Annotated in this window: 13 protein-coding genes and 1 pseudogene; 7 read left to right on the top strand and 7 right to left on the bottom strand. The window is 71.1% G+C overall.

What is annotated here, in order from left to right; genetic code table 11:
* Positions 1 to 47 precede the first annotated feature (47 nt).
* Positions 48 to 992, top strand: a complete 945-nt coding sequence (locus tag ACWGH0_RS16510) for a 1-aminocyclopropane-1-carboxylate deaminase/D-cysteine desulfhydrase (protein WP_453404835.1) — start codon at positions 48 to 50, stop codon at positions 990 to 992.
* Here the strand turns inward: ACWGH0_RS16510 and ACWGH0_RS16505 are convergent.
* Positions 971 to 2,569, bottom strand: coding sequence for a Na+/H+ antiporter (locus ACWGH0_RS16505; protein WP_453404834.1), 1,599 nt, complete (start codon positions 2,567 to 2,569; stop codon positions 971 to 973). The two genes, ACWGH0_RS16510 and ACWGH0_RS16505, sit on opposite strands and share 22 nt — an antisense overlap.
* Before the next feature lie 46 nt (positions 2,570 to 2,615).
* Between ACWGH0_RS16505 and ACWGH0_RS16500 the strand changes: the two genes are divergently transcribed.
* The 3 genes from ACWGH0_RS16500 (at position 2,616) to ACWGH0_RS16490 (ending at position 4,575) form a co-directional block, all read left to right on the top strand.
* The gene (locus tag ACWGH0_RS16500; protein WP_453404833.1) at positions 2,616 to 2,876 is read left to right on the top strand and encodes a UBP-type zinc finger domain-containing protein; all 261 of its coding nucleotides are present in this window, start codon (positions 2,616 to 2,618) and stop codon (positions 2,874 to 2,876) included.
* Between the two features lie 236 nt (positions 2,877 to 3,112).
* Positions 3,113 to 3,526 (top strand): anti-sigma regulatory factor, encoded by a 414-nt coding sequence (locus ACWGH0_RS16495; protein ID WP_447032396.1) that lies wholly within the window; start codon positions 3,113 to 3,115, stop codon positions 3,524 to 3,526.
* On the top strand, positions 3,523 to 4,575 hold the full coding sequence (locus tag ACWGH0_RS16490; RefSeq protein ID WP_453404832.1) for an RNA polymerase sigma factor SigF: 1,053 nt from the start codon (positions 3,523 to 3,525) through the stop codon (positions 4,573 to 4,575). The genes ACWGH0_RS16495 and ACWGH0_RS16490 overlap by 4 nt, the downstream gene beginning before the upstream one ends.
* 123 nt (positions 4,576 to 4,698) lie before the next feature.
* Here ACWGH0_RS16490 and ACWGH0_RS16485 read toward each other — a convergent pair whose 3' ends face one another.
* Positions 4,699 to 5,130: a hypothetical protein gene (locus tag ACWGH0_RS16485; RefSeq protein WP_453404874.1), complete on the bottom strand. Its 432-nt coding sequence runs from the start codon at positions 5,128 to 5,130 to the stop codon at positions 4,699 to 4,701.
* Between the two features lie 73 nt (positions 5,131 to 5,203).
* Between ACWGH0_RS16485 and ACWGH0_RS16480 the strand changes: the two genes are divergently transcribed.
* Complete coding sequence (locus tag ACWGH0_RS16480) at positions 5,204 to 6,172, top strand: diacylglycerol/lipid kinase family protein (RefSeq protein WP_453404831.1); 969 nt, start codon at positions 5,204 to 5,206, stop codon at positions 6,170 to 6,172.
* Positions 6,173 to 6,489: 317 nt separating this feature from the next.
* Positions 6,490 to 6,747 carry a WhiB family transcriptional regulator gene (locus tag ACWGH0_RS16475; RefSeq protein WP_004937597.1) on the top strand — a complete coding sequence of 86 codons (258 nt, stop codon included), beginning with the start codon at positions 6,490 to 6,492 and terminating at the stop codon, positions 6,745 to 6,747.
* 199 nt (positions 6,748 to 6,946) lie between these two features.
* Here ACWGH0_RS16475 and ACWGH0_RS16470 read toward each other — a convergent pair whose 3' ends face one another.
* A complete protein-coding gene (locus ACWGH0_RS16470; protein WP_453404873.1) occupies positions 6,947 to 8,413 on the bottom strand; it encodes a sensor histidine kinase in 1,467 nt (488 codons plus the stop codon).
* Positions 8,414 to 8,725: 312 nt separating this feature from the next.
* Positions 8,726 to 9,696, bottom strand: a pseudogene (locus ACWGH0_RS16465) (SIS domain-containing protein).
* Between the two features lie 155 nt (positions 9,697 to 9,851).
* Between ACWGH0_RS16465 and nagB the strand changes: the two are divergent.
* Positions 9,852 to 10,637: a glucosamine-6-phosphate deaminase gene (gene nagB / locus ACWGH0_RS16460; protein WP_453404830.1), complete on the top strand. Its 786-nt coding sequence runs from the start codon at positions 9,852 to 9,854 to the stop codon at positions 10,635 to 10,637.
* Positions 10,638 to 10,720: 83 nt separating this feature from the next.
* Here the strand turns inward: nagB and ACWGH0_RS16455 are convergent, their stop codons facing one another.
* Genes ACWGH0_RS16455 through ACWGH0_RS16445 form a run of 3 tightly spaced genes read right to left on the bottom strand, consistent with a single transcriptional unit; the run spans position 10,721 to position 14,152 of the window.
* The gene (locus ACWGH0_RS16455) at positions 10,721 to 12,259 is read right to left on the bottom strand and encodes a glycoside hydrolase family 3 protein (RefSeq protein WP_453404829.1); all 1,539 of its coding nucleotides are present in this window, start codon (positions 12,257 to 12,259) and stop codon (positions 10,721 to 10,723) included.
* Between the two features lie 7 nt (positions 12,260 to 12,266).
* Complete coding sequence (locus tag ACWGH0_RS16450; protein WP_453404828.1) at positions 12,267 to 13,160, bottom strand: carbohydrate ABC transporter permease; 894 nt, start codon at positions 13,158 to 13,160, stop codon at positions 12,267 to 12,269.
* The gene (locus ACWGH0_RS16445) at positions 13,157 to 14,152 is read right to left on the bottom strand and encodes a carbohydrate ABC transporter permease (protein ID WP_453404827.1); all 996 of its coding nucleotides are present in this window, start codon (positions 14,150 to 14,152) and stop codon (positions 13,157 to 13,159) included. The genes ACWGH0_RS16450 and ACWGH0_RS16445 overlap by 4 nt, the downstream gene beginning before the upstream one ends.
* Positions 14,153 to 14,182: the final 30 nt, after the last annotated feature.

Here is a 14,182-nt window from a genome sequence, read left to right as displayed (position 1 = left end):
ACCGTGACCCCTGCGCCACCTGTGCACGCTGTGGCGACAATGGGTGCATGACCCCCGAAGCGCTCGACCTCTCCCTCCTGCGGCCGCGCCTGCCGTCGCCGCTGCGGGCGGTCGAGGACGAGCGCTTCGGCCGGCACGGGGTACGGCTGCTGCTCAAGCGCGACGACCTGATCCACCCGGACCTGCCGGGCAACAAGTGGCGCAAGCTGGAGCCGAACCTCCGCGCGGCGGGCGGGCGCACGGTGCTGACGTTCGGCGGCGCGTACTCGAACCATCTGCGGGCGACGGCCGCCGCCGGGCGCCTGCTGGGCTTTCCCACGATCGGCGTCGTACGGGGCGACGAGCTGGCCGGGCGGCCCCTGAACCCCTCCCTCGCCCGGTGCGTTGCGGATGGCATGCTGCTGCGCTTCGTGGACCGGGCGACGTACCGGGCGAAGGCGGAACCGGACGTGCTGGCCGCCGTCGTGGCGGAGGCCGGGGCCGCCGCGGGGCGAGGCGGATCCGCCGCCCCCGCGCACGGCGTCCACGTCGTTCCCGAGGGCGGCAGCAACGCCCTCGCCGTACGGGGATGCGTGGCGCTCGGGCGGGAGCTGCGGGGCGCGGCGGACGTCGTGGGCGTCGCCTGCGGGACCGGCGGCACCGTCGCCGGGCTCGCCGCGGGGCTGGACCCCGGGCAGCGCGTCATCGGGTTCCCCGTGCTCAGGGGCGGCTTCCTCGGCGACGCGATACGCGCCCTCCAGGAGGCCGCGTTCGGCGCCCCCGCCGGCGACTGGGCGCTGGACGACCGCTTCCACTGCGGCGGGTACGCCCGTACCACCCCAGGACTCGAAGCGTTCGCCGCCGACTTCGAGGACCGGCACGGCCTGCCCGTCGAACGGCTCTATGTGGCCAAGATGCTGTACGGACTGACCACCCTCGCCGCCGAGGGCGCCTTCCCGCCCGGCACTACCGTCGCGGCGGTCATCACGGGTCAGCCGGACTCCGCCCGGTAGGCCGCCGCCTCCTCCAGGTCCAGCCGGCGCATGAGGGTGCGCAGCATCTCGTCGTCGATGCGCCGCCGGTCGCGCAGTTCCACGAAGACCGTCCGTTCCGCGGCGATCATCTCGCCGGCGAGACGGCGGTACGTGTCGTCCGCCGATTCCCCGGTCTCCTCGTTGACCGAGCCCAGGCGTTCCCACACGGCGTTGCGGCGCCTGTCGAGAACGGTCCGCAGCCGGTCCGCGAGGGGCTGCGGCAGCGCGTTGCGCGGATCGGCGAGAAGCTCCTCCAGCCGCGCCTCGGCGGCCGACGACGCCTCGCTCTGCGCCTGCGCCTCGGCGAGCGTCTCGGCGTACACGTCGCGCTTGGGCATCTTCAGGAGGCGGATCAGCGGAGCGAGGGTGAGTCCCTGTACGACGAGTGTGCCGATCACCGTAGTGAAGGTGAGGAAGAGGACGAGGTTCCGCTCGGGGAACGGCTCGCCGTGCTCGACGGTCAGCGGGATGGAGAACGCGATCGCCAGGGACACCACCCCGCGCATCCCGGCCCATCCGACGATCACGGGCGACGCCCAGGTGACGCCGGGCTCGCGTTCCCGGATGCGCCGCGACAGGAGGCGGGGCAGATACGTCGACGGGAAGACCCACACGAAGCGGGCCAGCACGACCGCAGCGAACACCGCGAACGCGTACCAGGCGGCCTCCGCTCCCCCGTAGGGGCCCAGACCGCGCAGGACGAACGGCAGCTGGAGTCCGATCAGCGCGAAGACGACCGATTCGAGGATGAACGACACCATCCGCCAGACGGCGTGCTCCTGGATGCGGGTCGCGAAGTCGACCTGCCAGGAGCGGTGCCCCAGGTAGAGGGCGACGACCACGACGGCGAGCACTCCGGACGCGTGCACGTGCTCGGCCGCCGCGTAGGCCACGAAGGGGATCAGCAGGGAGAGGGTGTTCTGGAGCAGCGGCTCCCTCAGGTGCGTGCGCAGCCAGTGCAGCGGCACCATCAGCAGCAGGCCGACGCCCACGCCGCCGACCGCCGCGACGGCGAACTCGGCGATGCCGCCGGCCCAGCTGGCGCCCTCGCCGGCCGCTGCCGCGACGGCGACCTTGAAGGCGGTGATCGCGGTGGCGTCGTTCACCAGGGACTCGCCCTGGAGGATCGCCGTGATGCGCGGGGGCAGCCCGAGCCGCCGGGCGATGGACGTCGCGGCCACCGCGTCGGGCGGTGCGACCACCGCGCCGAGGACCAGCGCGGACGCCAGCGGGAGCCCCGGAACGACGAGGTACGCGAAGTAGCCGACGACCACGGTCGCGAACAGCACGTAGCCGACGGAGAGGAAGGCGACGGGCCGGACGTTCGCCCTGAGGTCGAGGTACGAGCTGTCCACGGCGGCCGTGTAGAGGAGCGGCGGCAGCAGCAGGGGCAGCACGATGTCCGGGCTCAGGGTGTAGTCCGGCACGCCCGGGACGTACGTCGCCGCGAGTCCCGCCGCGACCAGCAGCAGCGGCGCGGGCACCGGCGTCCTGCGGGCCGCCCCGGCGACCACGGCACTCCCCGCGACGAGCACCAGCAGTGGCAATGCGTCCATCGTTTCCGGCCCGCCCTATCGGTTCGTACGTCGTAACCTGGCCATCATGAACGAGTGCCGTCACGTCGCCGTACTGCCGCACCCCGAGCCGGTGCCGCTGACCGACACGTGCCCGGAGTGCCTCGCGGCCGGCAGCCACCCCGTCCAGCTGCGGCTGTGCCTGGAGTGCGGGCACGTGGGGTGCTGCGACTCGTCGCCCTACCGGCACGCGTCCGAGCACGCCAAGGAGGAGGGGCACCCGGTGGTGCGCAGCTTCGAGCCGGGCGAGGACTGGCGCTGGTGCTACGAGGACGGTTCGATCGTCTGACGTGTGGGTACGTCAACCCGACGCCGGTTGTTTCCAATTGGGTGCCGCAAACCCCTAGCCACTGTGCGTGCTCATGTGCTTACCATGAGTGACAGTCCGGGGTGGGGGCCCCGGCGACAGGGCAGAATGGATCGCGATAGCGTCACCGGCGAACGAACGTAATGACGTACCGCGTGGCTTCGGGGGGCGCTGCCTCCCGAACCCCCGAAAGAGCTTGTGCCACCTTGGAGGTGAGGGTGTCCCAGATCGCAGGCGAGCCCGGGACCCAGGACTTCGTGGAAGTCCGGCTGCCCGCTGCAGGTGCCTATCTGTCCGTGCTGCGTACGGCCACGGCCGGACTCGCGGCGCGCTTGGACTTCACCCTCGACGAGATCGAGGATCTGCGCATCGCGGTCGACGAGGCCTGCGCGATCCTGCTCCAGCAGGCCGTGCCGGGTTCCGTCCTCAGCTGTGTCTTCCGGCTCGTCGACGACGCCCTCGACGTCACGGTCTCCGCCCCCACCACCGACGGACGCGCGCCGGAGCGCGACACCTTCGCCTGGACGGTGCTCTCGGCACTCGCGGGCAAGGTCGACTCCACGGTCGCGGAGGACCGTACGGTCACCATCAGCCTGTACAAACAGCGCGGCGCGGGACCCGGGCCGGCGTGAGGAACGGGGACGGGCCGGTGCGCAACGAGGAGCTCAGCCCACAGGCGCCGACGGGAGGGCGCGCGGTCCCGGCCGGTCCCGCGCCCGCACCCTCGGGCATCCCTGAGCAGCAGGCCCGCCCCCACCCGGTCGACGGACCGGTGGACGGCGGGCCGGCGGTCGACGGACCGGCGGACGGCCCGGAGGGCACGGTGGCGGCGGAGCAGGCGGAGCGGGCGGGCCATATGAGCGAGCACGGACAGCACTCCACGGAGCGGGAGCACGAGCGCCACGACGCCCACGAGCGCCGTGATCCGAACGACCGCAGTGGCGCGCGTGCGCTCTTCGTCGAGCTGCGGGAGCTGCCGGACGGTTCGGCCGAGAAGGCGGAGCTGCGCAACCGGCTGGTGCGCATGCACCTGCCGCTGGTCGAGCACCTGGCGCGCCGCTTCCGCAACCGGGGCGAGCCGCTCGACGACCTGACCCAGGTCGCCACGATCGGGCTCATCAAGTCGGTGGACCGGTTCGATCCGGAGCGCGGGGTCGAGTTCTCGACGTACGCCACGCCCACCGTCGTCGGTGAGATCAAGCGGCACTTCCGCGACAAGGGCTGGGCCGTGCGGGTGCCGCGCAGGCTCCAGGAGCTGCGCCTGTCGCTCACCACGGCCACGGCCGAGCTCTCCCAGCAGCACGGCCGGTCCCCCACCGTGCACGAGCTGGCGGAGCGCCTGGGCATCTCGGAGGAGGAGGTCCTCGAGGGCCTGGAGTCCGCCAACGCGTACAGCACGCTGTCGCTGGACGTGCCGGACACCGACGACGAGTCCCCGGCGGTGGCGGACACGCTGGGCTCCGAGGACGAGGCGCTGGAGGGCGTCGAGTACCGGGAGTCGCTCAAGCCCCTCCTGGAAGACCTTCCGCCGCGCGAGAAGCGCATCCTGCTGCTGCGGTTCTTCGGCAACATGACGCAGTCGCAGATCGCCACGGAGGTGGGCATCTCCCAGATGCACGTCTCCCGGCTGCTGGCGCGCACGCTGGCGCAGCTCCGCGAGAAGCTGCTGGTCGAGGAGTAAGCAGGACCGGGCAGGATCAGGACCGGGCAGGACAGGGGCCGGAAGCAGGACCGGGCGGCAGTCCGCACCGCCGGCGCCGCCCGGCGGTCCGTACCGTCCCCGCGGTGACCCGCGGCGCCGTCGTCACGCGTCGCGGGGGCCGCGAATGCCCAGCGCCCGGTTCGTCGCGGGATTGACCAGCAGGACCAGCGACGCCACGGCCACCGCCGCGAGGGCGATGCCGGCCGGAATCAGCAGGGCGCCCTCGGAACGCAGCAGCGTCCAGGCCACCGGCAGGGCCATGATCTGCGTGATGATCGCCGGCCCGCGGCTCCAGGCGCGGCACTTCAGCAGTCCGCGCGCGGCCAGCAGCGGCAGCAGCGCGAGGGCGATCAGGGTGAGGCCGCCCATCTCCGCCTGCTCGGGCTTGTCGGGGCTGCCGAGCAGCCCCATCACGAGCATGTACGCGCCGCCCGCCACCAGGGCCAGGCCCTCCAACGCGGCGAGCCCGGCGGCGGCGGTCAGCCGGCCGGGGCGGGGTGCGGTGGCGGCCTCGGAGGTCTGCTCATTGCTCACCCCTGCAGCGTAACCGGCCGCCCCGGCGGACCAGGTCTGGGCCAGGTACTCCGTACTGGGTAGTCTGGCGCTCATGCGTGCACTCCTCGTGGTCAATCCGGCAGCTACCACCACCAGCGCACGCACCCGCGATGTCCTGATCCATGCCCTCGCCAGCGAGATGAAGCTGGAGGTCGTGACGACCGAGTACCGGGGGCACGCCCGCGACCTGGGCCGGCGGGCGGTGGAGAGCAAGGACATAGAACTGGTCGTGGCGCTCGGCGGCGACGGCACGGTCAACGAGGTCGTCAACGGTCTCCTCCACGAGGGCCCGGATCCCGAGCGGCTGCCGCGCCTGGCCGTCGTGCCGGGCGGTTCCACGAACGTCTTCGCGCGCGCCCTCGGCATTCCCAACGACGCCGTCGAGGCGACGGGCGCGATCCTGGACGCGCTGCGCACGCACAGTGAGCGCACCGTCGGCCTCGGACTGGCGGCGGGTACCCCGGGAACGGAGGACGAATCAGTCCCGGCCCGCTGGTTCACGTTCTGTGCGGGATTCGGCTTCGACGCCGGAGTGATCGGCAGGGTCGAGCAGCACAGGGAGCGCGGAAAGCGTTCGACGCACGCCCTCTACGTCCGCCAGGTCGTACGCCAGTTCCTGATGGAACCGCACCGCCTGCAGGGACTGATCACCCTGGAGCGTCCGGGCCACGACCCGGTCGAGGATCTTGTGCTGTCCATAGTCTGCAACACCGCCCCCTGGACCTACCTGGGCAATCGTCCGATGTACGCGTCCCCCGAGGCGTCGTTCGACAAGGCCCTCGACGTGCTCGGACTGACCAAGCTGTCGACCCCCGCCGTGGCCCGGTACGCGACCCAGCTGCTGACCTCGTCGCCCGAGCGCGGACCCCATGGCAAACATGCGGTGACATTGCATGACCTGACCGACTTCACCTTGCATTCGAAGGCCCCGCTCCCCTTCCAGATGGACGGTGACCACCTCGGACTGCGTACGAGCGTGACGTTCACAGGCGTTCGCCGTGCACTGCGTGTGATTGTGTGAGCGGAACGCGCAAAAGTCCTTTAACTCGAACGTACGGGCTGGGTTACACCCCATAGAAGTACGGCTGTGACCTACCCGACACCGAGGAATCAAAAAAAACTTTCCAGAAGGGGTTGTATCCGCTGCCGAGGTTTGGGAATCTCTACATGGCGATCGGGACGGCCCGCAACACCGGCCTCCACTGAAAGCCGGAACCCCTCCTCCACACAGGACCCACACCAGGCAACTGGCAGTCGGCCCTTCACTTGCGGGGGGATTCGTGAAAGCGTTCACATTCACAAGCAACGTGCTTGTAATACCAAGGAGAGGTAGCAGCCATGGACTGGCGTCACAACGCCGTTTGTCGTGAGGAAGACCCGGAGCTGTTCTTCCCCATCGGCAACACCGGTCCTGCGCTGCTGCAGATCGAGGAAGCCAAGGCCGTCTGCCGCCGCTGCCCCGTCATGGAGCAGTGCCTGCAGTGGGCGCTCGAGTCCGGCCAGGACTCCGGCGTCTGGGGTGGCCTCAGCGAGGACGAGCGCCGCGCGATGAAGCGCCGCGCCGCTCGCAACCGGGCGCGCAACGCGACCGCCTGATCCACCACCCCGCACGAGCCTGAGCTTGGCGGCGCGTACAGCGCGTACGCACCACCCGCCCCCGAGCCGCAGCGCGCAGTACCCCCGATGCGCTTAGCAACGTGAGCTTTGAGCCCCGGACCGTACCCTAGGTCCGGGGCTCGCCGCTTTTCCGGCGCGGCATCACGCGGCGGCGCGTGGCCGCAGGCGTCGCGTGGCCCTACTTCGCGGCGCGTACGGGCACGTCGAGTACGACCCGAGTGCCGCGCTCGGGGGCCGGGACCATGTCGAACGTCCCGCCCAACTCCCCCTCGACCAGGGTTCGTACGATCTGGAGCCCGAGGTTCCCCGTCCGCTTCGGGTCGAAGCCCTCGGGCAGTCCGCGGCCGTCGTCCTGGACGGTGATGAGCAGCCGGGCGTCCTTGTGGTCGCCGCCGCGCACGGCGGCGACCTCGACCGAGCCGTGCTCGGCCGGCGCGAAGGCGTGCTCCAGCGCGTTCTGGAGCACCTCGGTCAGGACCATCGCGAGCGGTGTCGCGACCTCGGCGTCGAGTATGCCGAAGCGCCCGGCGCGGCGGCAGGCCACCTTGCCCGGCGAGATCTCGGCGACCATGGCGATCACCCGGTCGGCGATCTCGTCGAACTCCACGCGCTCGTCGAGGTTCTGCGACAGCGTCTCGTGGACGATCGCGATCGAGCCGACCCGGCGCACCGCCTCGTTGAGCGCCTCGCGGCCCTGCTCGGAGTCCATGCGGCGAGCCTGGAGCCGCAACAGCGCCGCCACCGTCTGGAGGTTGTTCTTCACCCGGTGGTGGATCTCCCGGATGGTCGCGTCCTTGGTGATCAACTCGCGCTCGCGGCGGCGCAGTTCCGTCACGTCGCGGCACAGGACGAGCGAACCGATCCGGGTGCCCTTCGGCTTCAGCGGAATGGCGCGCAACTGGATGACGCCGCTGCTGCCCTCGACCTCGGTCTCGCGCGGGGCGTAACCGCTGGCCAGTTTGACCAGGGCTTCGTCCACGGGGCCCCGGGAGGGAGCCAGTTCGGCCGTGGCCTGGCCGAGGTGGTGGCCGACGAGGTCGGAGGCGAGGCCCAGACGGTGGTAGGCGGACAGGGCGTTCGGCGACGCGTACTGCACGATGCCGTCCGCGTCGAGCCGGATCAGTCCGTCCCCGGCGCGCGGCGAGGCGTCCATGTCGACCTGCTGGCCCGGGAAGGGGAACGATCCGGCGGCGATCATCTGCGCCAGGTCGGACGCGCTCTGGAGGTACGTCAGCTCCAGGCGGCTGGGGGTGCGCACGGTGAGCAGGTTCGTGTTGCGGGCGATGACGCCGAGGACGCGGCCCTCGCGGCGTACGGGGATCGACTCGACCCGTACGGGGACCTCCTCGCGCCACTCCGGGTCGCCCTCCCGGACTATGCGGCCCTCGTCGAGGGCGGCGTCGAGGAGCGGGCGGCGGCCGCGCGGGACCAGGTGGCCGACCATGTCGTCCTGGTAGGAGGTGGGGCCGGTGTTGGGCCGCATCTGCGCGACGGAGACGTAGCGGGTCCCGTCGAGGGTGGGGACCCACAGGACGAGGTCGGCGAAGGAGAGGTCGGAGAGCAGCTGCCACTCCGAGACCAGCAGATGGAGCCACTCGAGGTCGGTTTCACTCAGAGCGGTGTGCTGGCGGACGAGGTCGTTCATGGAGGGCACGTGTGCGAGCGTACCCGCGCTGCGGCAACCCCATGGCCGCGGCGCCTGGGAGGGACCCTCAGCCCTCCCGGCACCGCAGCCCGGAGCTGCTCGACCGAGCGGGTGTGCGGTCCCGCGCGGCCTTGTGGAGGTGACGGCGCAGTCAGGGCAGAGAGCACCGCTACCTCGATCCACCCTCCTGTGCGGGGAGGGAGGAGGCTATTTTCTTTACCTGCCCATTGTGGACTAGACCATTATCCGTGTCTATGGCCGTGCCTGGTCAAATTACCGGATGAAGTGCCCGCGTGCGGACACGTACGGCCTTCAGTGGGTTTCTGTGACCTTCGCCAGGGCGCGCGGGGCGTCCGGGTCCTGGCCCCGGGCGATCGTCACCTCGTACGCCAGGAGCTGGAGCGGAAGGATCTCCAGCACCGGCTGGAGCTCCTCCGGGACGCCCTCCAGCGCGAGTACGAAGCCGGCCGAGGCCGCGCCGACCTGCGCGGCCGGGCCGATCACCACGAGGTCGGCGCCGCGCCCGCGCAGGCGGTCCAGCACGGGCTGGAGGGCCTCACCGCCCCTGCCCGCCGTCACGACGGCGATGACCGGGGAGATGTTGTCCACCATGGCGAGCGGGCCGTGCAGCAGGTCGGCGCCGGAGTAGGAGAGCGCGGGGATGTAGCTCGTCTCCATGAGCTTGAGCGCCGCCTCCTTGGCCGTGGGGTAGCCGTAACCGCGCGAGGTGATGACCATGCGGCCGGCGAACCGGTAGCGCCCGGCGAGCTGCCTGACCTCCTCCCGGCGGGCGAGGATCCGTTCGGCGTGGCCGGGCAGGACCGAGGCCGCCGCCCCGTCGCCGCCCCGCAGGCCCTCCACGAGGAGGTAGAGGGCGAGCAGGGAGGCGGTGTACGTCTTGGTGGCGGGCAGGGCCTTCTCCCGGCCCGCGAGGATGTCGATGTGGTGCTCGCTGACGGCCGCCAGCGGCGAGTCCGCGTTGTTGGTGACGGCGAGCGTGATCGCCCCTGCCGCAGGTCCGGGCGGGCGCCGTACGCCGTCGTCGTGGACATGGAGCTCAGGCCGCAGGGCAGGCCGAGCTGGATCTCCATCAGGTACTTGGCGTAGAGCGCCGCGTTGTCCGACGTGCCCCGGGCCGTGAGCAGGACGAAGCGCGGGCTCCGGGCGGCGACGGCCCGCGCGGTCTCGCGGATGCGCGGCGCTCCGGCCTCCAGGAGCCGCCGCAGCACGGCGGGCTGCTCGGCGATCTCGGCGGCCATCATCCTGCCTGGCTGTTCGACCATGCCCGATACCTCCAAAAAGGTGACGATCCACGCGTCTCAGTCGACCATGGAAAGACGGGCGTCCGCATCGCGAAGAGCACCTGGAACACGGCACCGCCTCTGCTAGATTGGTCTATACCACAAGCGGCTCCTCCTCTCAGATCGGCAGGCTCAGCGTGGAAGTTGTCATCGTCCCGGACGCCAAAGCGGGCGGCGAGCTCATCGCGGCGGCCATCGGCCGGCTGCTGACCCACAAGCCCGACGCACTGCTCGGCGTGGCCACCGGTTCCTCCCCGCTGCCCGTCTACGAGGCGCTGACGGCCATGGTCCGCGCGGGCGAGGTCGACGCGTCGCGCGCCCGGGTCTGCCAGCTCGACGAGTACGTCGGGCTGCCCGCCGGGCACCCCGAGTCGTACCGCTCCGTCGTGCTGCGCGAGGTCGTCGAGCCGCTCGGTCTGACCGAGAAGTCCTTCATGGGGCCCGACGGGGCCGCCGAGGACATCGAGGCGGCCTGCGCGGCGTACGACCGCGCGCTGAGCGAGGCCGGGGGCGTGGACCTCCAGCTGCTCGGCATAGGCACCGACGGGCACATAGGCTTCAACGAGCCGTGCTCCTCGCTCGCCTCCCGCACCCGCATCAAGACGCTGACCGAGCAGACCCGCGTCGACAACGCGCGCTTCTTCGACAACGACATCGACCAGGTGCCGCACCACGTCGTCACCCAGGGCATCGGCACCATCCTGGAGGCCCGTCACCTGGTGCTGCTCGCCACCGGCGAGGGCAAGGCCGAGGCCGTGGCGCAGACCGTCGAGGGCCCGGTCGCGGCGCTGGTCCCGGGCTCCGCGCTCCAGCTCCACCCGCACGCGACGGTCGTCGTCGACGAGGCCGCGGCGTCCAAGCTGAAGCTGGCGGACTACTTCCGGGCGACCTACGCGGCGAAGCCGGCCTGGCAAGGGCTGTAGCGGCGGGCGCACCGCCCGACGACACGACGAGTGCCGAGGTCCCCCCGGACCCCGGCACTCGGCACTCGTTGTCGTAGGGCCGCTCAGACGCCCGCGATCACCTCGGCGGCCGCCCGGCCGCAGACCCGGGCGGCGCCGTGCGTGGCGATGTAGAGGGCCCCGCGCGTCTGCGCCTGCGGCACGCCCATCTCGACGACGACGGTGTCGGGGCGGGCCGCGGTCAGCGACTCCAGGGCGACCGCCATCCACGGGTGGCGGTGGGCGTCGCGTACGACCGCGACGACGCGGCGGTCCCCAGCGTCCCCGGTGACCCGCTCCGCCGTGGCGTTCTCCTCGCCGTAGGTTCCCGTCGCGGTGCCCGGCAGCAGGCGCGCGAGTTCGGCGGCCACACCCCAGGGCGTCTCGTCGCCGACGGCGATGTTGGCTCCGGCTGAGAAGGACGCGACGTAGGGAGCGGCGGTGACGGGCTCGAAACCGGGGCTCCGCGTGACGCGCAGCGCCCGGCGTGCGGCCACCAGGCCGACCTCGGGACGTGAGCCCGCGCCGGGTCCGGGCGCGGTCCCCTCCTGTGAAGCCGCGCCCGGCCCGGAGGCCCCCCGGGCCCCCCTGGTCCGCTGCGCCCAGCCCGCGAGCGCGCGCACGCGCGCGGCCGCGTCGGCCAGCCGTTCCTCCGGCAGTACGCCGCCGCGCACGGCAGCGACGAGCGCGTCGCGCAGCCGCAGCACGGTCTCGTCGTCCGCCAGCCCGCCCCCGACGCAGATCGCGTCGGCGCCGGCGGCGATCGCCATGACGCTGCCACGCTCGATGCCGTACGTCCCGGAGATCGCCTGCATCTCCATGCCGTCGGTGATGATCAGCCCGTCGTAGCCGAGCTCCTCGCGCAGCAGACCGGTGAGGATCTGCGGGCTCAGAGTGGCCGGACGGGACGGGTCGAGCGCAGGAAGCAGGATATGCGCGCTCATGACAGATTTGGAGCCCGCCGCGATCGCCGCCCGGAAAGGCACCAGCTCACGGGCGTGCAGTGTGTCCAAATCCACGTCGATCGTGGGGAGTGCGTGGTGCGAGTCGACGGCGGTGTCGCCGTGTCCGGGGAAGTGCTTGGTGCAGGCGGCGACTCCGGCGGCCTGGAGACCCTCGACGTACGCCGCGGTGTGCCGGGCGACGAGCAGCGGGTCGGCGCCGAAGGAACGTACCCCGATGACCGGATTGCCCGGGTTGGAGTTGACGTCGGCGGAGGGCGCCCAGTTCAGGTTGACTCCGCATTCGGCCAGTCTGCGGCCGAGTTCGCGGGCCACGTCCCGGGTGAGCGCGGTGTCGTCGACGGCGCCCAGCGCGAGGTTGCCGGGGAACGAGGAGCCGTGGCGGACCTCCAGGCGGGTGACGTCGCCGCCCTCCTCGTCGATCGCGACGAGCATGTCGTCGCGCTCGGCCCGCAACCGCGCGGTGAGAGAGGCCAGTTGCTCCGGCGAGGCGATGTTGCGGCCGAACAGGCCGACCGAGGTGAGGCCCTCGCCGACGCGGCGCAGCAGCCAGTCGGGGGCGGTGGCCCCCTCGAAGCCGGGCTGGAGGACCGCGAGGGCGTCGCGGGTCAGGGTGTCCGTACGGCTCGCGAATGTCGTCATGGCGGCGTTATCCCTTCACTGCGCCGGCCGTCAGGCCCGCGGCCATCTTGCGCTGGACGAGGAGGAAGAGGATCACGATGGGGACGGCCATCATGGTGGCGCCGGCCATCATCGGGGCGTACTCGGTGCCGTGCTTGGTGGTGAAGTTGCCGAGCCAGACCGTCGCCGTCTGGTTCTGCTGGCTCATCAGCATCAGCGCGTACAGGTACTCGTTCCACGCCTGGATGAAGCCGTACACCGAGGTCGCCACCATGCCGGGGGCGAGCAGCGGGAAGACGACGCGGACGAACGCTCCGGAGCGGGTGCAGCCGTCGACCATGGCCGCCTCCTCCAGCTCCTTGGGGATGTTCACGATGAAGCCGCGCAGCGTCCACACGGTGAAGGGGAGGACGAAGGTCAGGTACGTGATGATGAGTCCGGTGATCTTGTCGTACTGACCGAACTCGTTCAGGAGCAGGAAGACCGGGATGATCATGGCGACCAGCGGGACCATCTGGACCGCGAGGATGCCGACGATCACGATCTTGCGGCCCCGGAAGGCGAACCGCGAGATGGCGAGCGCGGCGAGCATGCCGACCACGATGCCGATGACGACCACGACGGAGGAGACGGCCAGGCTGCGGCCGACCGGGCCCCAGAAGTCCGCCACGTCGAACGCGCGCCGGAAGTTCTCCAGCGTGAACGGGCTGGGGAAGAACTGGGGGTTGGGATCGATCGCGTCCTTGGCGGGCTTGAACGCCGTGTTGAGCATCCAGTAGACCGGGAAGCCCATGACGACGAAGACCAGCAGCCCGAGGGCGTTCCAGCCGGCCCTGCCCCTCCTGCCCCTCCGGGGACGGCTCGTGGCGGGAGCGCTCCTGGGGGGCGCGACGGCGGCGGGAGCCGCGGTGGTCGAGGTCACTCCACCTCTCCGATCTTGAGCATCTGACGCATGTAGACGGCGACCACGCCCAGCAGCAGCAAGACGGTGACCAGGGCGATGGCGGAGCCGCCGGAGTAGTCGTTGACCACGAACGCCTTCTGGTACGAGTACGTGGTGAGCAGCTGGAACTCGGCTTCCGGGTTGCCGCCCCGCATCACGAAGACCTGCGGGAAGACGCCCATGTCCCAGATCACCGACAGCGTGGTCAGCATGACGAGGATGGGCTTGAGGATGGGCAGGGTGACCCAGCGGAACACGCCCCAGGCACCGGCTCCGTCGAGCCGGGCGGCCTCTTCCATCTCCTTGGGGACCTGCGTCAGACCGGCGCTGAGCGTGATCACGACGAAGGGAACGGCGCCCCACACGACGAGCAGCATGATGACGGCCAGGCCCTGCGGGCCGCTGGCGAACCAGTTGTGGCCGACCATCTCGACTCCGGGCAGTTTGCTCAGCAGCCAGTTGAGCACGCCGTAGTCGGTGTCGAAGATCCACTTGAAGATGGCCGTGGCGACGATGATCGGCATGCCCCAGCTCGCGACCAGGGCGATGCTGATGAGCGCCTTCACCCAGCCGGACACCCGCTGCATCAGCAGGGCGATCAGCATGCCGAGCACCATGGTCAGGATGACGGCGCCGGCCGTGAAGACGACGGTCCGTACGACCACCGCCCAGAACTCGCCGTCGCCGAGTATCGCGGTGAAGTTCTTCAGGCCGACCCACTCGGCCTCCTTGAAGCCCCACAGCTCCGATTTACCGAAACTCTGGAACGACAGCGTCACCAGCCGCACCAGCGGATAGCCCATGACGAGCACGATGACCAGCAGGCAGGGAGCGAGCAGCGCCCACGGCACGGCGGCGGCGCCGGCGGACGGCTTCCTGACGGGTTTTCCGGGCACCCGCGCCCCGGTTCGCGGCGACGGCGCCGGCCGCGTCGGCGGCGCCTTGGCGGTGGTTGTCTCTGCGGCACTCATCGCGCGCTCCTCACAGCTCCCTCTGCTACT

It is taken from the genome of Streptomyces sp. NPDC054887 (assembly GCF_053610585.1).
The sequence above is the reverse complement of the archived record's forward strand: the minus strand, read 5'-3'. Positions and strand labels throughout refer to the sequence as shown.